The organism is Pseudobacillus wudalianchiensis, from assembly GCF_001685015.1.
GTDB lineage: Bacteria > Bacillota > Bacilli > Bacillales > Domibacillaceae > Pseudobacillus > Pseudobacillus wudalianchiensis.
In genome coordinates, this window is sequence record NZ_MAYT01000029.1 from 134208 (window position 1) to 157848 (window position 23641).

Genomic DNA, 23641 nt, shown 5'->3' on the forward strand with positions numbered 1-23641 from the left:
TCAGCTGTTTATTCTCTTATGATCGATTAACTAAGTGCTTTCAATTCAGTTTTTTCGTTTTCTTGCCGGGCCCTTTTTCTTTTGTATACCACTTTTGCGAGACTCACACTCACTTCATAAAGTAAGATAAGTGGAATGATTACTAGAAAATCTGATATAAAATCAGGCGGTGTAATCAATACGGATACAACAATCAATGAAAAGTAGGAATATTTTCTGAAAGCACGCAGCTTATAAGGATTAATTAATCCTAAACTCGTTAAGAACATCATGACAACTGGCATTTCAAACAATATACCAAATGGAAGTGTCATGTGCAGTAAAAATTTAAAATATTTTTCGGTCGTAAAGAAGGTCTGAAACATTTCTCCGGATAGAGACATGAGAAAAGATAAGACAATAGGAAACAAGACAAAATAGCCAAACGAAAGGCCCGCCAAAAATAACAGAAATAAGGCTGGAACATAAGCAAGAGCCGTTCTTCTTTCCACAGGTGTTAAAGCCGGCTTGATAAAAAGCCACAGTTGATGGGCGGCCACAGGAATGGTTCCTGCTCCTGCAACGATCGCAGCGATCATTAAGTAAACGACGATAATGTCTCCTGGTCCGAGCAAAGCGAGCTTGAAGGGCAGATCTTTGACTAGGTACTGATAAATATCTTGAACGAATGTAAAAGACAGACATAAGAACATCAGAAAAACAGCCAGCGTAATGATTAATCTTTTTCTTAGCTCTTCAAAATGTTCTACTGCTTTCATGTCACGATCTTGCATCATCTTTCTCCCTCCCATAAGGAAAAAGCTGCTCCAAAAGGATCTGAAGCGAGCCTTTTGAAGACAGCTTTTTGTTTATTCACTAAATTAAGCCAGATTCTTCTTTTCTTTTTTTTCCGCCTCGTCTTGTTCATCTGATACGAGATCTCGTGTAGATTTTTTAAATTCCTTCAATGTTGTACCGAAGGCCCGTCCAATTTCCGGCAGCTTGGAAGGCCCGAAAATAATTAAAGCGATAACGAGAATTAAGATTAACCCCGGTACTCCTATATTTTGCAGCATGAATTAACCTCCTAGTATTGAAATCCTGTAATCGCCACAACAGCAGGGCGCGGCTGATTATCACCTTTGCGATGCGGCCACATGCTTGTCGGCTTATGAATATCAGTTGTTTCCTCGCCTGGATGCTGTACAGCCAAGAACAAGGTCGTTTCATCATCTGTGAAACAAGGACCTGTCAGCTCTGCTTCAACAGGGGCCGAAGCAAATTGGAAAGCCTCTCCCTCGTTTTTCCCTGTCGTCGGGATCACGAATACCCCGTTGTTTTTAAAGGAGGAGAATACTCCTTTATTAACCGAGCTGGACGAAATGTCTGTCACTGTCCACAAATTCCCTTCACTGTCGAATGTCAAGTTGTCCGGTGCACTAAATCCGCTCTGACGCCCGCCGCATGCGAAGATTTCAAAGTCAAATGTTAATGAACCTAAATCATCATTCGCTTCTAAAAAGCGAGTGATATGCCCATGAATATTTCCGTGTTTTGAGTTATTCGTATGAGCGATAAACACCGATTTATCAAATGGGCTGATTTCTACATCTTCTGGACGATCCGTCGGAGTAGCCCCAAGCAAAATGGCCGCTTCATGCGCATGGACCAATACATCTGCCTGTGTTTGGAATTTATCAAGCAGCGCTTGATTGCCAGCTGCTTTTTTTCGGACAGCCTCGATGGTTAAAGCGATCCATTCACCTTTGGCTAGACTCGCTGCATAAAGTGTCCCCTCTTCCAGCAAATCAGAGTTCGCTTGCTTACGTGATTTTATGTATTTATTTTTACTAATAAACTTGTAGACACAAGCGTCTGTCTTGTCATCTCCCATGTAGACAGCTACACGCCCGTCATTCGTTAATCCCATGGCAGCATTTTCATGATGGAATCTTCCAAGCGCTGTATGCTTTCGCGGTGCAAAACCTGGGTTAAATGGGTCCACCTCAACGATCCAGCCGTAATGAGTTTCATTTAAAGAAGCTGCTTCTGAAGTTGATTCATAATTTTCTTCCGCAGACAGAACCGTATTCCAAAGCGTCTTTCCGCCTGAACAGTTAGCAAAAGTCCCTTGCACAATATCTGTGCTTCCTACAGCTTTAGAACCTCTAGCCGGACCCGTTAATCTAAATGGCGTTAATCCTGTAATGCGGCGGGCGAATTGAGAAGCGGTATCCATCTTCCATGCCCCGTCTTCATCCTTATAGACTTCAATAATTGATCCGCCTTGATTGTACAAGAGCTTTTCTATTTGCGCCTTCGTATAATTCCCGCTTTTATCCTTCGGTCCTGTTACCCACAAATCACTTGTATATTCATGATTCACCCATAATAATCCCCGTTCATTCGACCCCTTGATCGGAAAAAACATGGTAAAGTCATTGTTATAGCCAAACGTTTCCCCTTTTTTATTAATGGTGTCACCATAAGCAGCAATGACATCGTATTTGAAGCCGCGCGGCAAAATGAGGTCATCCTTGTCCGTTGGCTTAATCGGAGTAAAATGAACCCCTGATACTTTTTTATTTCTTCCGAATAAATGAGAGGCAGCCTTCGCACCCTTTGCTTCCACCACTTTTGGCGTAAAAGCTCCGAGTCCTGCGGAAGCGACTGTCAGGGCTGTAACTCCTGTTCCAACATATGTTAAAAACTTTCTGCGATTTAATTCTTCCCCCATTACTCCTTCACCTCTTTATGTTGTTCTGGCACCCTTGCCTCTTCCTATCGTAAAGAGAAATTGTTAAGTCTATTTTCCTTCTTTGTTATACTTTAGTAAATGAATGTAAAGATTATTAACTAGCCATTCATCATTTTGTCACTTACCGACAAAAGAACGGATCGATTATTGTATTATGCGAACATTGTCGAGTTCTGTCACAAAATTGTAAAATTAAGAAGAAATCCATACTTACTTTCGTTAAGGTGTTAGGAAAGCCGAAAGCGATTACAGATTTCTTTTATTTTATTTGGGTAATATGAAAAACAGATGCCGATTGTGAATAACTTAAAAGAAATCGCGGATAATGCGAATATAAACAAAAACAAAGGAGTATAGCTATGTCTATGTTAAAAGATCTTTTTATAGGCTTGTCTCAGAATCAATTCCTCAACAGTGCAGCAAAGAAATACGGTTTGAAACTCGGTGCCCAAAGCGTAGTAGCTGGAACAAACATTGAGGAAACCATCCGAAGCATCAAAGAACTGAACGCTCAAGGGATTTCTTGTACTGTGGATAATTTAGGAGAGTTTGTCTATAAAAGAGAAGAAGCAACAGAAGCAAAGGAGCAAATTCTTGAGGTTATCGAAGCCATTCACGAGAATAAAGCAGACGCTCACATTTCTTTAAAACCAACTCAACTCGGATTAGATATTGATTATAACTTCTGTTTAGAAAACTTACGGGAGATCGTAGGAAGAGCGAGCAAATATGACATGTTCATCAATATTGACATGGAAGATTATTCTCATTTACAGCCATCTTTCGACCTTCTTGATGAGCTTTCAAAGGAATACAGCAACGTAGGAACAGTTATTCAAGCTTATTTCTACCGTGCTGAAGAAGATATTAAGAAATATAAAGATTATCGCCTGCGCATCGTTAAAGGCGCTTATAAAGAGCCTGAAGAATATGCGTACCAAGATAAAAAAGACATTGATACAAATTTCGTCAAGCTCATTGAATGGCATTTGCTAAATGGTAAATTCACCTCTATCGCTACACATGACCATCACGTCATTAACCATGTGAAAGAATTTGTGAAAGCAAACAACATTCCAAATGATAAATTTGAATTCCAAATGCTGTATGGATTCAGAAAAGATATGCAACTCCAATTAGCGAAGGAAGGCTACAACTTCACTACGTATGTGCCATTCGGAAAAGACTGGTACGGCTACTTCATGCGCCGTCTTGCCGAAAGACCACAAAACTTAAATCTTGTGGCGAAACAAGTATTTACGAAAAAGACAAATACGATGCTTGGTCTTGCAGCTGGAGCATTCTTATTAGGAAGATTGACTAAAAGAAAATAATTTCTAAAGGGTAGTTAATCGTTAAGCGCCATCTATCTTTATAACTTGGGATAAGGTGCCGCTTAACGATTTACAATATAAAAGCAAGCTTTTACTACTACATTACGTAAGGAGAACAGGCAGATATGATGATTCCGTATAAACACGAACCATTTACTGACTTTTCAAAACCGGAAAACAAGAAAGCGTTTGAAGAAGCGCTTCAGCTTGTAGATGGTTATCTTGGACAAGATTACCCACTTGTCATCGGCGGAGAAAGAATCACAACAGAAGACAAAATTGTCTCCTACAACCCTGCTGATAAGAAACAAGTGATTGGCCGTGTCTCTAAAGCAAGCCGTGAACATGCTGAACAAGCCATGCAAGCTGCTGTGAAAGCGTTTGAATCTTGGAAAAAAGTTAAGCCAGAAATTCGTGCAGACGTGCTATTCAAAGCTGCAGCGATTGTTCGCCGCCGCAAGCATGAGTTCTCTGCCCTTCTCGTAAAAGAAGCCGGAAAACCTTGGAATGAAGCCGATGCTGATACAGCAGAAGGAATCGACTTCATGGAATATTACGGCCGTCAAATGCTAAGAATCAAAGATGGACTGCCAGTGGAAAGCCGCCCAGGCGAAGACAACCGTTACGGCTACATTCCATTAGGCGTTGGAATCGTTATTTCTCCTTGGAACTTTGCCTTCGCTATTATGGCAGGTACAACTGTGGCTGCACTTGTAAGCGGAAACACAGTTTTATTAAAGCCAGCTTCAGCCACACCCATTGTGGCAGCGAAGTTTGTAGAAGTATTAGAAGAAGCAGGTCTTCCTAAAGGTGTTCTTAACTTCGTACCAGGAAGCGGTGCCGAAGTAGGCGACTACCTCGTTGACCATCCGAAAACACGTTTTATCTCCTTTACAGGTTCCCGTGATGTTGGTTTACGTATTTTCGAACGTGCTTCCAAGTTAAATGACGGGCAGCTTTGGCTAAAGCGCGTGATCTCAGAAATGGGTGGAAAAGACACCATTGTGGTGGACAAAGAAGCAAATCTTGAGCTAGCAGCTCAATCGATCGTCAAATCTGCATTTGGCTTCTCCGGACAAAAATGTTCTGCCTGCTCCCGTGCTGTTATCGTAGAAGACGTATATGATCAAGTATTAAATCGGGCAATCGAATTAACGAAAGAAATCTCAGTGGGCAATCCAGTAGATAACAGCCATTACATGGGACCGGTTATTGATCAAGCATCATTCGATAAAATCATGAGCTACGTGGAAATCGGCAAAGAAGAAGGCCGCATCGTGGCAGGCGGTACAGGCGACAGTGAAACGGGCTACTTCGTTCAACCGACCATTGTAGCAGATGTTGATCCAGAAGCACGCCTGATGCAGGAAGAAATCTTTGGTCCAGTTGTTGCTTTTGCAAAAGCAAGAGATTTTGATCATGCAATTGAAATTGCAAATAACACAGAATACGGCTTAACAGGTGCGGTGATTACAAACAACCGCATGAACATGGAAAAAGCACGTGAAGACTTCCACGTTGGAAACTTGTACTTCAACCGCGGCTGTACAGGCGCGATCGTTGGTTACCAGCCATTTGGCGGCTTCAACATGTCAGGTACAGATTCTAAAGCTGGCGGTCCAGACTATTTGCAGCTTCATATGCAAGCGAAAACAACATCTGAAATGTTTTAAAGAAAGAAATTGAGCTACAAAGGAGGCTGCCCCGCCAGGCCAGGCCCTCCTATCCCTTCGGTAAAGCAATGTGTTTTGTCGAAAGAGATGCCTGGTTCTGCGTATGGGTCAGCCTCTGCATTCAATATTTTGTCTGATGAAAACATGTATTGAATAAATAAATATTATGAAAACAACTTTAAAGGAGTTTTACCATGTCCAATGAAATGTACCAATTAATTGCTATTATTATTTATATGGCTGCCATGGTTTTCATCGGTTGGTATGCATTTAAACGTACATCCAACTTGACTGATTACATGCTTGGCGGGCGCTCACTTGGACCAGCTGTTACGGCTTTAAGTGCCGGGGCTGCGGATATGTCGGGCTGGCTGCTTATGGGGCTGCCGGGTGCCATCTTTTTGAATGGCCTTGTTGAAACTTGGATCGCGGTCGGGTTAACGCTCGGAGCTTATTTGAACTATGTACTGGTTGCCCCTCGCCTTCGTGTCTATACACAAGTATCGAGTGATTCCATTACGATTCCAAGCTATCTTGAAAGTCGTTTAAAAGACAAATCCCGTCTTTTACGTATTGTTTCAGGTATCGTTATTCTTATTTTCTTTACTTTCTATGTATCTTCAGGAATGGTTGCTGGAGGAAAATTTTTCCTCAGCTCATTCGGGCTTGATTATCATGCTGGTTTGCTAATCGTATCTGCTGTCGTTATTTTCTATACGTTATTTGGCGGGTTTTTAGCGGTTAGTTATACAGACGTTGTTCAAGGACTTATTATGTTTCTCTCACTTATACTCGTACCGATATTCGGATTATTCCTTACAGGCGGTTTCTCAGAAACGGCAACAAGTATCCGGGAAGTGGATCCACAATTGTTAAACTTCGTTTCTGGCGCTTCTTTCCTTGGAATTTTATCAGCGGTTGCATGGGGGCTTGGCTATTTCGGCCAGCCGCATATCATCGTACGCTTTATGGCAATCAGCTCTGTTAAAGAAGTGAAAAGTGCACGCCGTATCGGAATTGGCTGGATGTTCCTCAGCCTATTTGGAGCTGTGGCAACGGCACTTGTCGGAATTGCTTATTATCAACAGCATAATGCTACCCTTCATGATGCAGAAACTATATTTATTACTCTTGGACAGATTATCTTCCATCCGTTCATTGCCGGTATTATGCTCGCAGCGGTGCTGGCGGCTGTTATGAGTACGATTTCTTCCCAGCTGATCGTTACATCATCAGCATTAATTGAAGACTTGTATAAAGCTGTCATTAAGACAGATGCACCAGATAAGCAGTATGTATTTTATGGAAGAATAGCGGTTCTCGTCGTCTCTATTATCGCAATGGTGCTTGCTTGGCCAAATAGTGATACAGTCTTAAAAATCGTTTCGTTTGCATGGGCTGGATTCGGTGCATCATTCGGACCAATCATCTTGCTTTCTCTATATTGGCGCAAACTTACAGCTAAAGGGGCCCTTTGGGGAATGATCACCGGTGCGATCACCGTTATGATCTGGGGGAACGTTGAGGCATTGACAAGTAATCTTTATGAAATTGTTCCTGGTTTCATTATTTGTTGGCTTGTCACGTACTTTGTAAGTCTTGCCACATATAAACCAAATGCTGAAATTGACAAAGAATTCACGGAAGCAATTGAACTTCTCGAAAGAGAACGTTAATTATAAAAGGACTGGATGAAAGTAACCTTTCATCCAGTCCTTTTTGCTGCTCTGCTCTATACATCGGCCCTTTTTACCAGTATGATTAATTTGATGAACATATGAATACGGAGGAGGAGCTGAATGAGCCAGCCATTGGAAAAAATTCTTGCATTGACAAATATTAATGATATTACTGAAATGGTCAGTACGTATTTGAAAAAACCTGTCGTTGTGGAAAGTGATCAATTTTCATTGCTGGCCTACAGTTCTTATTATATTGAACAGTTCGACGAGGCAAACCAGCAAACGATTTTCGCGAAACGCTGGACTATTCCCATATTGGAAAAATTCATGGAGCAGGGCGTTGTTGAACAGCTAAAAAGCATTCCCGTCCCTTTTCATGTTCCACCTATTAAAGATATTGGCTTAAACCCGCGTGTGGTTGTCAGCGCCAAATATAAAGATCAAATTTTTGGATATATCTGGGTTCAAGAAATAGACCCTCCATTAACAGATGCACAAATGGAGTTTTTACAAAATGTATCGGTCCACGTAGGAAGAATCCTTTACAAGGAAAATCAATTAAAAGTAATGAAAGACGAAAAGAAAAATGAATTTTATAAAAAGGTGATGAATGAGACTTACCGAACAGAAAATCAAATTAAATGGGAAGCTGCTAATGTCAACGTCGTACTGCCGGCTAACTTTCTCGTTACGGTGTTTACCATTACCCAAATTGATGAGGTTATATTCGAAGAGTTAGGTGAAACGATTCGACTGTTTGTTAATGCACTGGATCGGCCTGCCCACCTATTCACAGATGAGCTAAAAATCATTGTCATCATCGGCAGCAACTCTCCTGCTGCTGAACTGTCTGAAAGTGCTGAGCAGCTAGTCCATACAGTGCTAAGCCAATGCAAGTCGCAAGCGGTATACGCCGGAATTGGCAATGAATATACTTCTATTCTTAAAATGCGTACGAGCTACCTAGAGGCATTGAGAGTCATTCATACAGCTGAGTTCCTTGGTGCCCCTTCCCTCCTAACCTTTAATTATAAAAAGCTGGGGGTGCTTCGCTATCTCGAAGCGGCTGCCCGTTTTAACAGCGAAACACAGTATGTGAACGAGGATCTATTGAAGCTGCAGCGAAAAGATAAGGAAAGCCAATCGAATTTATTGCAGACGCTAGAAGTTTATTTATTGAATAATTGCCGAATTAAACCAGCCGCCGAGCAGCTTTTTATTCATACCAATACACTAAAATACCGCCTTAAACAAATTACTGACTTAACTTCTATCGATTTTGAGGATTTCAATATGAATTGCCAGCTGTTTATCGACCTGCAGCTGATGAAACGAAAAAAACAAACAGCAGAACACGAATAAAGCGTTCTGCTGTTTGTTTTTTGTTTCTATCTACCTAGAAAAAATCAGCTTAACCCCCTCACTCCCTACATAGGTATGTAGAGACTGAATTCTTATAAATATGGGTGATGCGGATGACAAATTTGCCAATCAATGTAAGAATAGAAGAGGGGGCGATACAATGAAAGTATTTATAGGTTCAGTCATCATTATACTTATCATTTGCTTTGGTATTTGGTTAATGCTTTCTCCTTCCTTTAAAAAAGTTGGAGACACGGCTCATCGGCTGAAAGAAAAATTAGGGGAGGATGAAAATGGAAAAAACAAAAAAGAAAACAAATAACCGTAAGATTCTAGGGGGAGCCATTATTGCTGTTGCTTTAGTGATCGGGTTAGCTCTGCTCTCCATGTTCATCGAAAAAATTCCAAATGGCTATGTAGGCGTTGTTTACAGTCCGAATGGCGGTGTCCAAAACGAAACACTTGGCCAAGGCTGGCACCTTGTCGGCTTATTTGACAAAGTAACAAAATATCCAGTTAGAATGCAAACCGTTAATTATAAGGACATTCAAGTAGCTACATCAGACGGCAAAAGTGTTACCGTTGACTTTGCTTATAATTATAGCATTCAACCTGATAAAGTCGTAGCGGTCTTCAATAAATTCGGACCAGTAGAAGTAGAGCAAATCGAAGAGTCCTATTTGCGCACGCGCCTTTGGGCTGCCGGCCGTAAAGCGATTGCGAAATACTCTGTTATCGACACATACGGCGAGAAATCATCCGAAGCAGCTTCAAAGGTTCAAGACCTATTCTCTGATGACGTGGGCCGATTAGGGTTTACAGTTGATAACTTAACACTTGGGGTGCCGAAGCCTGACAAATCTACTCAAGCAGCGATCGATAAGCGTGTAGAAGCGGCACAAGAACTAGAGCGAAAACAAATTGAATTAAAAATTGCCCAAGCGGAAGCTGAAAAGAAAAAAATTGAAGCAGAAGGAATTGCCAAATACAACGAAATCATTAAGAAATCTATTTCCAAAGAAGTCATTCAAAACAAATGGATTGAAAAATGGGATGGAAAAATGCCAAAGGCAATGGGTTCTAACCAGTTAATTGAAATTCCAATCGACGAAACTCCTTCTCAACAAGGTCAATAACTTCAAAAGCTGCCATTTGTCTGGCAGCTTTTCTGTTTTATTTGTCAAATACGAGGGAACTAGAATAACGTGAGACCCATTTGAAGGAGTGATTACATGTATCTAGATAATTTTGTTAACCAAAAAATCCAAATTAGGCTTCGCAATTTCCCAGAAGAGCTTGTTGGTTCGATTACCGGCATTTATCATCCTGATCAATGGTATATGGTTAAGCTGATGCATACCGAAAGCATGGGCATCTGGGTTGAGAATCCTTGCCATAAGAGAACGGAGGTAATCGATGAGACAGGAGAAGAAATTCCTTCTGAACACCAAAAGGAAGAAACCTGTGCTGTTCACCTCTTTATTAGATGGGAATATATCAGCTCTGTTATTACATTCCCAAATAAAGATACTCTTGGACTCGATAAAAAAGCTACGCTTATTGGCTTCCATGCCTAAACAAAGCCCTCTGTTTTGATTCAGAGGGCTTCATTTCATGTTTTCCGTTATGTTAATGGGGGAGCCCGCCTTTATAGCTAAGCTCTGTGCGCTCCCTAGGATTTTAATTAAGGTTAAAAGATTATATATACTAACGAATAACCTCGTTACCTTATTTAATTTTCCTATACATGTCTACACTGCACTCTTCCCCCAAAGCGTATCGTGTAGCTAATCCATTACATCAAACCATAGCGGTGATTGATCCTCAGGCTCTCCATTATAATTTATAGTGATTTCCTCCCCCTCCGCAATATCGGTTATGGCGTAAAAATCTACCGACAGATTATCTAAATTGTTATCGAACGTCGCATTCGGAGTATAAGAGTGATTAAATATAGAGCCGTATCCTAAAACAATTGCTGTGTGCTCATAATCCTTGCCCCAAGAAAAGCAATAATCAAAGAGTACTGTCTTCTCTAAGTATTTCCATTCCTTTTTAGGAGACACCACTACGGGTGATATCTCAATGAGTTCTCCTTTCCTAATATCACGTGCAGCATATACCCCTCTTCCATACCTTCCTGTGTCCTTTATATAGATTGATCCCATAGCAACATCTCCTTCTTACCGCTCTTGATCCGTTGATTAACTGGAAGACCTATAAGACCAGCCTGATCTTAATTTAAATTTTTCAAGCTCTTCTTTAAATAGTCATTGCGATCGCGAATAAATTGAAAAATAAACTCTGGTTCGCCGTCAAACTCTTCAACTGTGCTCTTTTTATAAGGGTCGAGAAGCACATGCGGCCGCAGAGCTTGATATAGTGACATAACCTTACTTTCTAAATGATCTACTGTAAACTTGGTCTCCAAAATTTCCTCTAGTATACTTTGGTAAAGCTTTCGGAATTTCGGTACTTTCAAGAGTAAATAGCAAAGCTTGCTGCTTTTCTTCCCTTTAATCGGTACGAAATCGTATTCCATAACTCCCCCGTCGACTCTTCGTCCCCAGGTCGCATCATAATCCCAAGGAATGATTTCATATAAACCAGTCTCACTGTTGCGGTACAATGCGTAGTTATGAGTGAATCCGTCATTATTCATCGTGCAAACAGCTCCGGCAAGCCAATAGAAGTATTTTTCAATATTAATATACTGGGGAATTTCGTCAGGAAAGTCTGCTAAAGGAGTGGTATTGATTTTTCTTATTAATTTTCGGAGAAAGGCATCATCTGACTCATTTCCAACTATTCGTTCATAACCCGATAGAAGACACTTTTTTTTCTTCCCGTCTCTTGATAATGAAAAATTGGCATCATTATTTACCGCGTAATAAATAGGACCTAGAGGAAGTCCTCTCTTTTCAAGAAATAAGTCATCCACGGACTCTAATTGTAAATAAACCCCTTTTAAAGAGCCGTTTTTTATTAAATTAATATGTTGACTGCCTGGTGATAGAACACCAAGTTCTTGGAAAAAATCAAAAGAAAGTTTATTACGGATAAGGGAGGGATCTCTGTATTCTGCATTGAGATGAATTTGGCGGGCCCCGAGGTATGTTTCTGGATCAATAAAATCAATTTGATAAGATCTCTTACGGAATTCCCGTGTATAAGATCCTCGATAAGCAATATCAATATCACAAAGATCATTTTTTATGACCATATAAGCAGGAACGGGATCATCGTTCCATATATCGCTCTGGAGTTCGTCTAAGTCCTCCTCTTCAAGCATTAAAAAATAGGATGGGATTGGATAGGACATAATATGTTCTCTTTCCTTTCCTTCATTGTATAAGCTTATAAATTCATTACTTCAGCCTGGTCAATCAATGATTGACCAGGCTGAAGCTGCCTTATTTTATTTATTTGTGTTTTCTACGACGATTGCCTTCTGTTGTTGTACACTCATTACGTCTGTGTTTGCGTCTGCCTTCTGTTGTTGTGCACTCATTGCGTCTGTGTTTGCGTCTGCCTTCTGTTGTTGTACACTCATTGCGTCTGTGTTTGCGTCTGCCTTCTGTTGTTGTACACTCATTGCGTCTGTGTTTGCGTCTGCCTTCTGTTGTTGTACACTCATTGCGTCTGTGTTTGCGTCTGCCTTCTGTTGTTGTACACTCATTGCGTCTGTGTTTGCGTCTGCCTTCTGTTGTTGTACACTCATTGCGTCTGTGTTTGCGTCTGCCTTCTGTTGTTGTACACTCATTGCGTCTGTGTTTGCGTCTGCCTTCTGTTGTTGTACACTCATTGCGTCTGTGTTTGCGTCTGCCTTCTGTTGTTGTACACTCATTGCGTCTGTGTTTGCGTCTGCCTTCTGTTGTTGTACACTCATTGCGTCTGTGTTTGCGTCTGCCTTCTGTTGTTGTACACTCATTGCGTCTGTGTTTGCGTCTGCCTTCTGTTGTTGTACACTCATTGCGTCTGTGTTTGCGTCTGCCTTCTGTTGTTGTACACTCATTGCGTCTGTGTTTGCGTCTGCCTTCTGTTGTTGTACACTCATTGCGTCTGTGTTTGCGTCTGCCTTCTGTTGTTGTACACTCATTGCGTTTATTTTTACGTCTGCCTTCTGTTGTTGTACACTCCTCGCGTCTGTGTTTGCATCTGCCTTCTGTTGTTGTACACTCATTGCGTCTGTGTTTGCGTCTGCCTTCTGTTGTTGTACACTCATTGCGTTTATTTTTACGTCTGCCCTCTGTTGTTGTACACTCCTCGCGTCTGTGTTTGCATCTGCCTTCTGTTGTTGTACACTCATTGCGTCTGTGTTTGCGTCTGCCTTCTGTTGTTGTACACTCATTGCGTTTATTTTTGCATCTGCCTTCTGTTGTTGTGCACTCGTTATGTCTGCGATTACATTTACCTTCTGTTGTTGTACACTCCCTCTTTTTACATTTACCTCCTATCGTTGTTTGATTTTCCCCTGTTGTCATCATGGCTTTCTTCTTACCTTTTTTTCCTTTGTGTGGCATGAAGCTCTCTCCTTTAAATATGTTCTGACTACATCGTATGCGGGAACGAATTTAAGTTGAGTGTCAAATAACCCGATAAACAACAAGAAACTCGTTTACTAGCAATTTTGATAAAATCGCCCTCTACGAAACACCTAAGAGAGCTTTAATGTATAAAACTCCATCCCTATCAGAGAGCTTGTTTATTAATTCTTTATATCTAATTGACATTTCCCCCAACTTTATTTATATTAAGTAATCAGCATTTTTGGAAGAAAGCTTATAAAGAAAGAAGGTGTTCTTTTGCTACCTGAACAGCGAAAAAAATTGATTATTTTAATGATTAACATGTTCATAGCTGTTGGCAGCTTTGGCATTATCATCCCTATTTTGCCTGCTTATTTGCTGTCCATCGGCCAAGGAGGCACAGCTGCCGGGCTAGTCATCGCTATTTTTGCTGGCGCCCAGCTCGTCATGTCCCCCATCGCTGGAAAATGGGCCGATCAATATGGCCGCCGAATTATGATTATTGCCGGGCTCAGCGGGCTGGCTCTCTCCATGTTTGTCTTTTACTGGTCAGACACGATTGGCATTTTATACTTTTCGCGTGTCATCGGTGGAGTGGGAGCGGCTTTATTAATTCCCGCTATCTTCGCTTACGTAGCTGATATCACGACGATGGAGCAGCGCGCTAAAGGAAATAGTCTCATCTCTGCCGCCATGTCTCTCGGAATAGTGGTCGGTCCCGGCGTAGGAGGATTTTTAGCTGACTACGGATTAAAGATGCCTCTTCTCGTCTCGGCCATTATTGGCGTTGCGGCTGTTGGGTTTTCTGCTATTTGGTTAGAAGAAAGCAAAGAAGTAAGTGGATCCTCGCTTGACATGGATACAGATCCGCTAGTCAAGAAGCTTGTCCAGTCTGTCCAGAAACCTTACTTCATCCCCCTTGTTATTACACTTGTCATGAGTTTTGGTTTAATGGCCTATGAATCAGTAATTGGACTTTTTATTAACAATAAATTCGGTGCTACTCCGCAGGAGATTGCCATCATGGTGACCGCAACCGGAATCGTCAGTGTAGTCGTACAGTTATTTATCGTTGACCTGATTGTACGCCGGTACGGCGAAGGAGCCATTATGAATGTATTTCTCTCGGTGACAGCGATCGGCTTTCTGGCCTCTCTGTTCGCTTCTAGCTACGCCTTATTTTTTATCGTCACCCTTGTGATTTTTCTTGCCTCATCCATTTTACGCCCGGTGCTGAACACACTTATTTCAAAGCTTGCTGGCAATGAACAGGGCTTTGCAATGGGCATGAATAATGCTTATATGAGCATCGGCAACGTTCTCGGTCCAACGCTCGCCGGACTTCTATACGATGTTCATTTATATTACCCGTTCCTGCTTGGTCTCGTTGTCCTTGTCCTTACGTTGCTCGTCTCCATAACATGGCAAAGGAAACAAAAAGCTGCTGGTCGCAATGCAGCTGTACTATAATAATTCTTCATAAAAAAGGAGGCTGCACTCAAACGCTCGTTTGAGTGCAGCCTCCTTCATTTTAGTTGTTTTATCGGCGTTCTTAGAGACAATCTATTTCAATTACTCGGTTAGTGGATTAGATAAGTTCGTTTAAAATGGTGTAGATGCAATAGACATCACCTATCGCACCTCAACTGTTTTTTTTAGCATGCTCTTTATTAACTGATCAAGCATAGCAGGAGTGTGAACGAAAGCACTCTCAATGTGAAGACGCTCCGTAAGCTGATGGGCATCTTTCCCAAACGGGCCCACATTAAGCACTGGTGCTTGAAGCTGAAGCATATCGGCAAAAGGAATGCTGTAAACCTCTCCCCAAACCGGTGTATTACGCTCAAAAGCTTCCCACCCATTCGCTTCATCTTTATAATGAACATAGCTTAAATCACAAAGACCATTGAAATAATGAATCTGCTCGACTTCTACACCAAAGTTGTTTGCTACTTTCTTTACTAGCTGAACAGATTCCATAACAAGCGGGTCATTGGATGTGTTGACGGCCGGGTAATATGGAGGAGCAAACAATAAGACAATTGCTGGCGCGAGCTCTTGACACTGGATTAACAATTTATCAGCGATTCGCAGTGATTTTTCCCGCTCATCCCACTCTGTGTTACCTTGAACCTCGCTTTTTATTTTCTCCACAAGCTCGCTTNACACCAAAGTTGTTTGCTACTTTCTTTACTAGCTGAACAGATTCCATAACAAGCGGGTCATTGGATGTGTTGACGGCCGGGTAATATGGAGGAGCAAACAATAAGACAATTGCTGGCGCGAGCTCTTGACACTGGATTAACAATTTATCAGCGATTCGCAGTGATTTTTCCCGCTCATCCCACTCTGTGTTACCTTGAACCTCGCTTTTTATTTTCTCCACAAGCTCGCTTCCTAGCTTTTCTGCAGCGTAGGCAAGCAGTTTTTCATAACGCAGCACTCGTACTTCGCCGACTCCATCAATTTGTTCACTTTGACAAAGCACCTTATACGCTTCATTGCACTTTTCTGCTGCTTTTTGTGCAATCTGTTCAAACAATTCCATAATCTCGGAAGCTGTTCTTTTCATTAAAAACACATTATAAAGAGCAGCCGCACGATAAGGTGTCTGTGTTGAATACTGTGTTTTTAAATCCTTTTGTTGCAGCGAGACTGGCAAAGGAGTATTTTCGCCAAGATCACTTTCATGGAAAATAGGATTCCATTCCATCATCTGTGTCAGGAAAGAAGCAATATAGTTAGCAGTCATTCCCTTTAGAGGTTCCCCAACGTGAGTCTCTTTCCCGTAGAAAAGAGCAGCCGGCATAATTTTCCCAAGTGTTCCGGAATAAATATAATGTTTTTCATCACCTGGTTTTTGTGAGAAAGACGGTTCACTATTTAAAAATAGTTTGTAGGAGATCCCGTATTGATCGCGCATTTTTACGAGCTCTGTAACCGCTGCTCTCATACCTGAGGAGTTTACTTCCTCGTCAGGAACCGTTAAGAGCACTAAGTTAATCGGCCACTGTTCAATGCTTGCTTTTTCGATTAGAGCCATATGAAGGGCGAGCCCCATTTTCATATCCATTGTTCCTCGCCCAAATAGGTACTTTCCTGACTCAAGATCAATGCGAGCTCCTTCGGGCAGATTCTTTTTTCGATTAAGCAATTCTTTTGTAAGTTCTTCTGGTCTAAAAGCAAGAGGTTCAAGATCGCCGTATTCTTCTGTCTGAACTGTATCAAAGTGACTAATTAATACAACTGTATCCTCTGCTTCAGGATGTCTGTAAAATGCCGTAACGAAATGTCGGCCAAGATCGGCTGGATGAAGGGATAGATAGTCTGGATGTTTTTTAAAATAGTCAAGCTCGCTTAGTTTTTCTCGAACATTATAAGCAAATTTTCGTTCCCCATCTGTGAAAGTGCGGCTATCCCAGCTAACAAGCTCACATAACAACGCCCGAAGAGTTTCAGGAGTTCCCCATAATAATTGGCTCATTCAAATCACCTTTCCAATTTGTTTTTCCATCAGTAGAGAATCCTCTACTGATGGAAGTGTTGTTGTCATCTTTAGAAGCGTAAGGACAAGCAGCTTAATCCGCCATCTTGCTTTTGAAATTCTGACATTTCTAATTCGATTGTTTTATATCCAGCTTCGTTCATTTTACGTTTTGTTTCCTCGTATCCCTTTGGAATGATGACATAGTCATTTACAAGGATGCAGTTTGCTGAATATTCGTCTTCGGCTGAAACAGTAAGCTGGTCGTATTGGGCAAAGTCTGGATGACCGATAAATTCACCGGCAGCTACGATCAAGTTGTTGCCCAGGTAAGCAATCCCTGTTTTTAAGTGGAAGAATTTTTCTAATGGAACGATCGTTGCTTTATAGCCTTCTGATTCCATAATTTCTTTAAATTGACGAGCTCCCTCTTCGTTTGTGCGTTCAGAAATACCAACGTAGAAATGATCTTCCACTTGAAGGACATCTCCTCCATCTAAGGTGCCTGGAGCTTTAATGTAGTGAAGCTTATCGTAGAATTCTTTCAAAACCGGCTCCATTTCTTTGATTTCTCCGTTTCTTGAATCAGCTCCTGGATTTGAAATAACAGCAAATTCTGGAGTCAAAACAGCCGTGTCTTCAACGAAAGTGGAATCTGGAAATTCTTCGCTTGCTGGCAAGTGTGTAACAGCCACGCCGCATTTTTTCAAGGCTTCTACATATGCATCATGCTGCTCAAGTAATTTATCATAATCTGGCTTTCCTAGGTCAGATGTTGTTAATCCATTTACGTAGCTTTTTCCCGGTGTTTTTACAATAACGTTTTTAAACATAAGTGATTCCTCCAATGATTTTTTATTCAGGCTATTTTCATAAACTTTTTTGCGGTTTGCTTTTTCAAAACTTATTAAAAAACGAGAACTTTTTAAAAAGAAACTTTGTTAGCTGCGCACAACCGGACAAGTTAAGCAAGTTGGTCCGCCAGTGCCTTTATAGCTGATTTCATTTCCTTTGTATTCATATACAGTGGCGCCTGCCTCAAGCAATTTCTGTTTGGTGCAATCGTTTCCAGAAGCGATCACGCATACCCTCGGAGCTAGTGCAAGCACATTGCATCCTAAGTTCATATATTCATCATCCGGTACTTCAATTAACTGAATACCGCGTTCGAGTAGAAGTTGTCTGAAGAAAACAGGCATAAGACGAGAATAAACAACAGCTAAATCACGATCCACCATGCTGATGAAAGACATAAGGTGAAGACATTCTGCCTCTCCTTGATCGTGAGGAAGCTGAACGACGATAAATTCCTCTACAAGGTCAGCTGTCATTTCTTTCAACTGTCGGATCGCTTCATCGTTCGTACGATAACCACGTCCAACAGCCAGAGTCCGATCATCCAGCCAGACGATGTCGCCGCCATCTGCTACTGCGTCACCTGTTAATTCACCAATAATCGGGATGTTCTTTTCTGTAAGAAATTCTTTATATATGCCTGCCTCAGGCTGTCTCAATTCTTTTCCAGATTTTAGAATAATAGCTCCCTTGCTTGTGAACTTCACCGGATCATGTGCATATAAGGAGTCCATTCCAACTTTCGAGGATGCAGGTAAATAATCAATTTGCGGAACGTGTTTTTCCAGTATAGAAATGAAGTCTGCGTACTCAGTTAGGGCTTCATTAAAGTCTGGTGCTTCTACATAATTAAACTTTTGCCATTCTCTATTTATTTGTTCTTGGCTAACAAAAGCTTCTTTTGGATGTTTTACAATTACACGTTCTAATGGTTTATACATAGACGAGCAATATGTCATTTTCTCTCTCCTCCTTTTTCCACTATACGAAAATTGATTCCGTTAGTAGGAAAGTTTCTTAAATTATAAAATTGAATATGATATACTGTCAATAATGTTTTAAATTTTTTCAGAAAATTTTATTTTATGATTTTGTGGTGAAAGATAGGTGATCAGTTTATGCAATCAATCGATCGTGCTATGAATGTTATTCAAGTGTTAGTTTCTGATGAATCGGAAAACTGGCTGTCCATTACGGAACTTTCCCAGAAGTGTGATCTCCCTGTTAGTTCCATGCATCGCTTGTTAAAAGCGATGTCCAAGCATGGCTTAATTCAACAAGACGAGCAATCCAAACAATATGGTTTAGGAAATATTTGGCTGGAATATGGCCTTCGCATGTATGACAAGCTGGATTACATCAGCCAAATCAGACCTGAGTTAGAAAGGCTGATGGACAAAGTAGAAGAAAGCGTCTATCTTAGCCAGCCAGCAGGAACAGAGTCCATGATCATCGAACGGATCGACAGCGAAAAAAATCCGATCCGTGTATTTGACCAGCTTGGCCTGCGAATTCCGATGCGCATAGGAGCTGCTAATAAAATCATGCTTGCCTACATGCCGTACAAACAGGCAAAAAGTATTATCGATACACTTCTGCCAGAGCAAGAAAGACCTGCTTTTTGGGAAGTGCTGAAAGAAACAAAATTGAAGGGCTATGGCATTAGCCACAGTGAAAGAACAGAAGGAACCTCTTCTGTTGCTGCCCCGATTCTGAATCATTTCGGAGAAGTCCACGGAGCGGTGAGTGTTGGCTTTGTCAGCTTTAACCTCACAGATGACAGGCTGGATTTTCTAATTAAAAATGTGATAGAAACCGGTAAACGCATTTCTGCTAAATTAGGATACAACGGCTCTTAATGAACAAAAGCAATGGATGCTCGGCTCTTTAAAGCCAATAGGCACCCATTGCTTTTTTATATTTAATCAATCATCAAAAATAGTTAGATTATATCTTTGCCACCTGCATCTATACTTTCTGATGAACTTACTTTTTTTGCCAATCTAAATTTATAGAACAATACGCAGGCAACTAAAAAGCCTGTGCCGTACAAGACACCGATTCGCTGCGTCGGATCAAAAACAAGGAAGACAAGAATAGCGAAACAGAATGCCACACAGAATAAAGGAACAAATGGGTAAAAAGGAACCTTATATTTCAATTCTTCCGGCTTCCCTCCTGCTTTTATAAACTTTCTCCGGAACATATATTGTGATAAAGCGATTCCCATCCATGAGATCGTAACAGAAATACCTGCTATTGACATGAGCAGCACGAACACCGTATCTGCAGCAATAAAGCTTGTTAACAAGGACAAAAGCGAGAAAGAGATCGTAAAAAGAAGAGCATTAAAAGGAACTTTTCTTTTAGACAGCTTTCCAAACAATTTAGGTGCCATTCCATCGTGAGCCATCGCCCATAATAAACGTGTAGAAGCATATAGACATGAGTTTCCAACAGACAGAATAGCCGTTAAAATGATGAAATTCATAATTCCAGCAGCATATGGAACTCCTGCCAGCTTCATCAAGGTAACAAATGGACTTTCTAACAAACCTAATTCAGAAGAAGGGAATATGGCAGATAAAATAATGATAGAAGCAATATAAAATACAATAATTCTGAAAAGTACATTGCGAATCGCTCTAGGGATGTTCTTTTCAGGCTCTTCACTCTCCCCTGCAGCAATCCCGATTAATTCTGATCCTTGATAAGAGAAAATAACATTCATCATCGTCACAAAGACAATGGCAATCCCGGCTGGGAATAGTCCAGAAGGTGCCAGGTTATCAAAGAAAGGAGCTGGACGATCCGATAAAGGAATAAATCCGAAGATACCAGCTATTCCGATGATAATAAAGGCTATCACCGCCACGACTTTTATCCCGGCAAACCAGTACTCTGCTTCAGCAAAACCTTTCGTTGTTAGCGCATTCAAAGTAAATAACAGAAGAATAAATACAGCACACCAAATCCAAACAGGAGTATGTGGAAACCATTGTTTCATTAAAATTCCTGCTGCGGTAAATTCTACGCCAGCGGTCGCTGCTGACCCTACAAAATACATCCATCCGAGGGCAAAACCAGCGGAAGGCCCGATGTATTTAGCAGCGTATTTTTGGAATGAACCTGTCACTGGCATATGAACAGCAAGTTCACCTAAGCAGACCATGACCATGTATAGGATGACACCACCGACTAAATACCCTATCATGGCTCCCCCTGCGCCAGCCTGATTAATTGTATAACCAGCATTCAGAAAAAGCCCGGTACCAATAACTCCTCCAAGTGAAAGCATAAATAAATGACGTTTTTTCATAGAACGATTTAATTGTTCGTGAGATTGCATCCCTTCCATTAACCGAACCCCCTAACTAAAATATAAAAACTTCTTAAAGAGACCATCGCTACTTATTACTCAGCTGTTTGTGCATTCTTTTAGTTGATTAGCTCCTCTCTTTTCCGTATAACGGAATGTATTTCTGCCAAAAGGAAATGTCTTTTCTAAATTATAAATAACAAACTAGAAACGTGTCAATATTTTTCGAATACTCTAACTTGTAAACGCTATATATTCTCAACATAAAAAACCCACAGTAAGGGTAACTTTCTCACTGTGGACCGATTATTTTGATAGTTGATGGATCATCTATATAACTCATGATGACTAAAAAAGTGGCAGTAAAATGGTATGCTCCTTGACCTATAAAAAGATTTTACTTTCTCTCTCTAAGGAAATAGATGTAATCTGTTGATACACCTTTGACTCCCAGCTGACGGAGAATAGCTGTTATATTTCCCCGATGATACGTTCCATGGTTGATGATATGCGTCACTACTTCACCAATTGTGTTAGTATAGGGCTCTCCTTCAGAAGTTTGGTACTCAATTAGCCGATTGGGATCTGCTTGAGCTAGAAAAGTGGCCATGTCCTCGTGCAGCTGCAACATCTTTTCAGCTGCTTCTTCTACACTAGTAAACTGAACAGGCGAATCCCCTTCATTTTTTACTCCCTTTATGCGCTCAAACCATAAGTGGTCGACCGTTAACATATGGGCTGTTACTTCTGAAATAGAAGGAAACACAGACTGCACTTCTTTAAAAAATAATGGTTTAACCTCTTCGCTCTGTAAATAATCAAACAGTTTTTTACTTGCCCATACATGATACTGAAACATCTAAACCCCTCCTTTTTTATCTAATCTAATGACTTATAAATAGAATATCAGCTGGTCCGCGATAAATAAAAGACATTTAACAATTTCTACGATAACTAAAAGAGCTTCCGCTTGTTCGTCACTCTGACTTATAATCCCTTATAAATTAGATTTATTTCTCTAGGAGGGTTACAGCATAATATTTGGAAGATTTACAAAAAAAACGACTCTCCTTCTTATCGGGAAAGCCGTCTTTTTTTCTATTGAATTAGTAAGGTTTAAAGATTATTTTACTGGCTTTTTGTGATAAAGCGCTTTGTTCTTTTCCTTTTTCACTTTTTTCTCTTTAGGTCCCATGTTATCAAAGCGGGCGCTATCATACACAGCTGTTCCGACAATTTCAGCTACATCTTGCAGCTTTTCTTTGCTAATTTTATCAATGGTATCTTCAGGAGTATGATACCATGGTTCAGTCGGTTCATGGATGAATAGCGCAGCCGGGATACCTGCTTCCCCGAATGGAACATGGTCGCTTCTGCCGCCTTCAGCATAAGGAGTTGGTACACCATTTAATCGTTTGCTGGATGCTTGAGCTAGCTCTGTAACCAGATTCGGCTTCCCGTCTACTGTGTTCATGACTAAATCACCAGCGTCTTTACTGCCTACCATATCAAGGTTGAAGTTGGCAATAATACGATTTAGCTCAGCTTCAGGAAGGTTGTCCACATAATGTTCAGAACCAAGCAATCCTAATTCTTCTGCACCGAATGTGATAAAACGGATTTCCGTATCGGTTGGCACATTTTTCAACACACGGGCAAGCTCAAGCGTCATTGCTGTTCCGGAAGCATCATCATTCGCTCCAGGAGCCAGCTCCACAGAATCATGGTGGGAACCTATCACAATGACATTGTTATTCACTTTGTTTTTGTTAGTCGGTTTTTTCGTTGCAATTACATTGTGAGAAGTTCTTTCTTCTGTTACAGCTCCTTCCACCTTCAAGGAAGCGCTTACAGTGTTATTCTGCACGTGAGCCGCTAAGGCTTCTCCCTCAGCCTTTGTCAAAGCTACAGCTGGAACATACTGATCGCTTGCTTCACCAAGTGTCCCATTGACTGCGCCGTCCGTATTATTATAAATAATCACTCCTACAGCGCCTGCAGCTGCGGCATTTAGTACTTTCTCACCGAAAGGAATTTCCCCACGCTTAATGAGCGCAATCTTACCAGTTAAATCCGTATTATTTAACTCTTCTTTTTTCCCTAACCCGGCAAGAACAATGTTCCCTGTTACATCTCCGCTTGGTGTGTATGTAAAGGCAGAAGGACTTAGTGTTTCAGTGAATCCTTCTACAGATAATGCCATGTTGCTTGGCGGTGTATAGCCAGTAAAAGTAAATTCCTGAATCTTCACATCGTAGCCATACGACTTGAATTCATTTTTAATAAATTGAACAGCATTGTATTCTGCTGGCGTACCTGCTACACGCGGCACCTTCGCCAAATAATCGATATTGTTGTAAATATTATCAACATTAATCTGATTCACAATCTTATGGTCAAACACTTTATAAGGCTGGGATTGCGTCGTATTGGCAGGCTTGGCCAACACAGCTTGAGTGCCAAATGCACTAAAAGTTAATGAAGCTGCAAGCGCAATTTTAACGATCAGTTTCTTCATTCCTTGTTCCCTCCAATGAATTGATTTGTCCCTCTAGAGGTAGAGTATAATATTTCGAATATTATAAATAGAGTAGTAATTACTATATATTTCAATATTTTTCAGTTGAAATCATCGTAATTTAGAAAGAAAGGCTCTTTAACCTAGG

Annotated in this window: 21 protein-coding genes and 1 pseudogene; 9 read left to right on the forward strand and 13 right to left on the reverse strand. The window is 40.9% G+C overall.

Annotation, left to right across the window (positions count from 1 at the left end):
• Positions 1–26: 26 nt before the first annotated feature.
• The 3 genes from tatC to A8F95_RS17545 all read right to left on the reverse strand — a co-directional run bounded on the left by tatC (position 27) and on the right by A8F95_RS17545 (position 2716).
• Positions 27–773 (reverse strand): twin-arginine translocase subunit TatC, encoded by a 747-nt coding sequence (gene tatC / locus A8F95_RS17535; protein ID WP_065411830.1) that lies wholly within the window; start codon positions 771–773, stop codon positions 27–29.
• A gap of 87 nt (positions 774–860) precedes the next feature.
• Entirely contained in the window at positions 861–1055 is a 195-nt protein-coding gene (locus A8F95_RS17540) for a twin-arginine translocase TatA/TatE family subunit (RefSeq protein ID WP_049660265.1), read from the reverse strand.
• An 11-nt stretch (positions 1056–1066) separates the two neighbouring features.
• Positions 1067–2716 (reverse strand): PhoX family protein, encoded by a 1650-nt coding sequence (locus A8F95_RS17545; RefSeq protein ID WP_065411709.1) that lies wholly within the window; start codon positions 2714–2716, stop codon positions 1067–1069.
• Between the two features lie 386 nt (positions 2717–3102).
• Here A8F95_RS17545 and A8F95_RS17550 point away from each other — a divergent pair, with 386 nt between their 5' ends.
• The 7 genes from A8F95_RS17550 to A8F95_RS17575 all read left to right on the forward strand — a co-directional run bounded on the left by A8F95_RS17550 (position 3103) and on the right by A8F95_RS17575 (position 10365).
• Positions 3103–4071: a proline dehydrogenase family protein gene (locus A8F95_RS17550; protein ID WP_065411831.1), complete on the forward strand. Its 969-nt coding sequence runs from the start codon at positions 3103–3105 to the stop codon at positions 4069–4071.
• A gap of 125 nt (positions 4072–4196) precedes the next feature.
• Positions 4197–5744 (forward strand): L-glutamate gamma-semialdehyde dehydrogenase, encoded by a 1548-nt coding sequence (gene pruA / locus A8F95_RS17555; RefSeq protein ID WP_065411710.1) that lies wholly within the window; start codon positions 4197–4199, stop codon positions 5742–5744.
• A gap of 194 nt (positions 5745–5938) precedes the next feature.
• The gene (gene putP / locus A8F95_RS17560; RefSeq protein WP_065411711.1) at positions 5939–7420 is read left to right on the forward strand and encodes a sodium/proline symporter PutP; all 1482 of its coding nucleotides are present in this window, start codon (positions 5939–5941) and stop codon (positions 7418–7420) included.
• A 123-nt stretch (positions 7421–7543) separates the two neighbouring features.
• Positions 7544–8788, forward strand: coding sequence for a PucR family transcriptional regulator (locus tag A8F95_RS17565; RefSeq protein ID WP_065411712.1), 1245 nt, complete (start codon positions 7544–7546; stop codon positions 8786–8788).
• A 160-nt stretch (positions 8789–8948) separates the two neighbouring features.
• Positions 8949–9110 carry a hypothetical protein gene (locus A8F95_RS22665; protein WP_176713741.1) on the forward strand — a complete coding sequence of 54 codons (162 nt, stop codon included), beginning with the start codon at positions 8949–8951 and terminating at the stop codon, positions 9108–9110.
• Positions 9082–9924 (forward strand): prohibitin family protein, encoded by an 843-nt coding sequence (locus A8F95_RS17570; RefSeq protein WP_425415019.1) that lies wholly within the window; start codon positions 9082–9084, stop codon positions 9922–9924. The genes A8F95_RS22665 and A8F95_RS17570 overlap by 29 nt, the downstream gene beginning before the upstream one ends.
• A gap of 96 nt (positions 9925–10020) precedes the next feature.
• Positions 10021–10365: a hypothetical protein gene (locus tag A8F95_RS17575; RefSeq protein ID WP_049660246.1), complete on the forward strand. Its 345-nt coding sequence runs from the start codon at positions 10021–10023 to the stop codon at positions 10363–10365.
• A gap of 210 nt (positions 10366–10575) precedes the next feature.
• Here the strand turns inward: A8F95_RS17575 and A8F95_RS17580 are convergent, their stop codons facing one another.
• From A8F95_RS17580 to A8F95_RS17590, 3 genes are all read right to left on the reverse strand, one after another.
• On the reverse strand, positions 10576–10956 hold the full coding sequence (locus A8F95_RS17580) for an SET domain-containing protein (protein WP_065411714.1): 381 nt from the start codon (positions 10954–10956) through the stop codon (positions 10576–10578).
• Positions 10957–11024: 68 nt separating this feature from the next.
• A complete protein-coding gene (locus A8F95_RS17585; protein ID WP_065411715.1) occupies positions 11025–12110 on the reverse strand; it encodes a CotH kinase family protein in 1086 nt (361 codons plus the stop codon).
• A 96-nt stretch (positions 12111–12206) separates the two neighbouring features.
• The gene (locus A8F95_RS17590; protein WP_065411716.1) at positions 12207–13139 is read right to left on the reverse strand and encodes a coiled-coil domain-containing protein; all 933 of its coding nucleotides are present in this window, start codon (positions 13137–13139) and stop codon (positions 12207–12209) included.
• Positions 13140–13593: 454 nt separating this feature from the next.
• Here A8F95_RS17590 and A8F95_RS17595 point away from each other — a divergent pair, with 454 nt between their 5' ends.
• Positions 13594–14787, forward strand: a complete 1194-nt coding sequence (locus tag A8F95_RS17595; protein WP_077247421.1) for an MFS transporter — start codon at positions 13594–13596, stop codon at positions 14785–14787.
• A 162-nt stretch (positions 14788–14949) separates the two neighbouring features.
• Here the strand turns inward: A8F95_RS17595 and A8F95_RS17600 are convergent, their stop codons facing one another.
• The 4 genes and pseudogenes from A8F95_RS17600 to A8F95_RS17615 form a co-directional block, all read right to left on the reverse strand.
• Complete coding sequence (locus A8F95_RS17600; protein ID WP_141676295.1) at positions 14950–15471, reverse strand: zinc-binding metallopeptidase family protein; 522 nt, start codon at positions 15469–15471, stop codon at positions 14950–14952.
• A 16-nt stretch (positions 15472–15487) separates the two neighbouring features.
• Positions 15488–16801 (reverse strand): annotated as a pseudogene (locus A8F95_RS17605) (M20/M25/M40 family metallo-hydrolase); the annotation flags it as partial.
• 71 nt (positions 16802–16872) lie between these two features.
• Complete coding sequence (locus A8F95_RS17610; RefSeq protein WP_065411718.1) at positions 16873–17634, reverse strand: dimethylarginine dimethylaminohydrolase family protein; 762 nt, start codon at positions 17632–17634, stop codon at positions 16873–16875.
• A 108-nt stretch (positions 17635–17742) separates the two neighbouring features.
• The gene (locus A8F95_RS17615; protein WP_065411719.1) at positions 17743–18615 is read right to left on the reverse strand and encodes a dimethylarginine dimethylaminohydrolase family protein; all 873 of its coding nucleotides are present in this window, start codon (positions 18613–18615) and stop codon (positions 17743–17745) included.
• Between the two features lie 159 nt (positions 18616–18774).
• Between A8F95_RS17615 and A8F95_RS17620 the strand changes: the two genes are divergently transcribed.
• On the forward strand, positions 18775–19515 hold the full coding sequence (locus A8F95_RS17620; RefSeq protein WP_065411720.1) for an IclR family transcriptional regulator: 741 nt from the start codon (positions 18775–18777) through the stop codon (positions 19513–19515).
• An 83-nt stretch (positions 19516–19598) separates the two neighbouring features.
• Here A8F95_RS17620 and A8F95_RS17625 read toward each other — a convergent pair whose 3' ends face one another.
• The 3 genes from A8F95_RS17625 to A8F95_RS17635 all read right to left on the reverse strand — a co-directional run bounded on the left by A8F95_RS17625 (position 19599) and on the right by A8F95_RS17635 (position 23493).
• A complete protein-coding gene (locus A8F95_RS17625) occupies positions 19599–21014 on the reverse strand; it encodes an amino acid permease (RefSeq protein ID WP_065411721.1) in 1416 nt (471 codons plus the stop codon).
• A 358-nt stretch (positions 21015–21372) separates the two neighbouring features.
• Entirely contained in the window at positions 21373–21834 is a 462-nt protein-coding gene (locus A8F95_RS17630; RefSeq protein WP_065411722.1) for a DinB family protein, read from the reverse strand.
• A 264-nt stretch (positions 21835–22098) separates the two neighbouring features.
• Entirely contained in the window at positions 22099–23493 is a 1395-nt protein-coding gene (locus A8F95_RS17635; protein ID WP_065411723.1) for a M28 family peptidase, read from the reverse strand.
• Positions 23494–23641: the final 148 nt, after the last annotated feature.

What these genes read in the sequence shown, in the direction of transcription:
- tatC (WP_065411830.1), bottom strand. Translation starts at nt 773, where the DNA reads ATGCAAGATCGTGACATGAAAGCAGTAGAACATTTTGAAGAGCTAAGA.
- A8F95_RS17540 (WP_049660265.1), bottom strand. Translation starts at nt 1,055, where the DNA reads ATGCTGCAAAATATAGGAGTACCGGGGTTAATCTTAATTCTCGTTATC.
- A8F95_RS17545 (WP_065411709.1), bottom strand. Translation starts at nt 2,716, where the DNA reads ATGGGGGAAGAATTAAATCGCAGAAAGTTTTTAACATATGTTGGAACA.
- A8F95_RS17550 (WP_065411831.1), top strand. Translation starts at nt 3,103, where the DNA reads ATGTTAAAAGATCTTTTTATAGGCTTGTCTCAGAATCAATTCCTCAAC.
- pruA (WP_065411710.1), top strand. Translation starts at nt 4,197, where the DNA reads ATGATGATTCCGTATAAACACGAACCATTTACTGACTTTTCAAAACCG.
- putP (WP_065411711.1), top strand. Translation starts at nt 5,939, where the DNA reads ATGTCCAATGAAATGTACCAATTAATTGCTATTATTATTTATATGGCT.
- A8F95_RS17565 (WP_065411712.1), top strand. Translation starts at nt 7,544, where the DNA reads ATGAGCCAGCCATTGGAAAAAATTCTTGCATTGACAAATATTAATGAT.
- A8F95_RS22665 (WP_176713741.1), top strand. Translation starts at nt 8,949, where the DNA reads ATGAAAGTATTTATAGGTTCAGTCATCATTATACTTATCATTTGCTTT.
- A8F95_RS17570 (WP_425415019.1), top strand. Translation starts at nt 9,082, where the DNA reads ATGGAAAAAACAAAAAAGAAAACAAATAACCGTAAGATTCTAGGGGGA.
- A8F95_RS17575 (WP_049660246.1), top strand. Translation starts at nt 10,021, where the DNA reads ATGTATCTAGATAATTTTGTTAACCAAAAAATCCAAATTAGGCTTCGC.
- A8F95_RS17580 (WP_065411714.1), bottom strand. Translation starts at nt 10,956, where the DNA reads ATGGGATCAATCTATATAAAGGACACAGGAAGGTATGGAAGAGGGGTA.
- A8F95_RS17585 (WP_065411715.1), bottom strand. Translation starts at nt 12,110, where the DNA reads ATGTCCTATCCAATCCCATCCTATTTTTTAATGCTTGAAGAGGAGGAC.
- A8F95_RS17590 (WP_065411716.1), bottom strand. Translation starts at nt 13,139, where the DNA reads ATGAGTGTACAACAACAGAAGGCAGACGCAAACACAGACGCAATGAGT.
- A8F95_RS17610 (WP_065411718.1), bottom strand. Translation starts at nt 17,634, where the DNA reads ATGTTTAAAAACGTTATTGTAAAAACACCGGGAAAAAGCTACGTAAAT.
- A8F95_RS17615 (WP_065411719.1), bottom strand. Translation starts at nt 18,615, where the DNA reads ATGACATATTGCTCGTCTATGTATAAACCATTAGAACGTGTAATTGTA.
- A8F95_RS17620 (WP_065411720.1), top strand. Translation starts at nt 18,775, where the DNA reads ATGCAATCAATCGATCGTGCTATGAATGTTATTCAAGTGTTAGTTTCT.
- A8F95_RS17625 (WP_065411721.1), bottom strand. Translation starts at nt 21,014, where the DNA reads ATGGAAGGGATGCAATCTCACGAACAATTAAATCGTTCTATGAAAAAA.
- A8F95_RS17630 (WP_065411722.1), bottom strand. Translation starts at nt 21,834, where the DNA reads ATGTTTCAGTATCATGTATGGGCAAGTAAAAAACTGTTTGATTATTTA.
- A8F95_RS17635 (WP_065411723.1), bottom strand. Translation starts at nt 23,493, where the DNA reads ATGAAGAAACTGATCGTTAAAATTGCGCTTGCAGCTTCATTAACTTTT.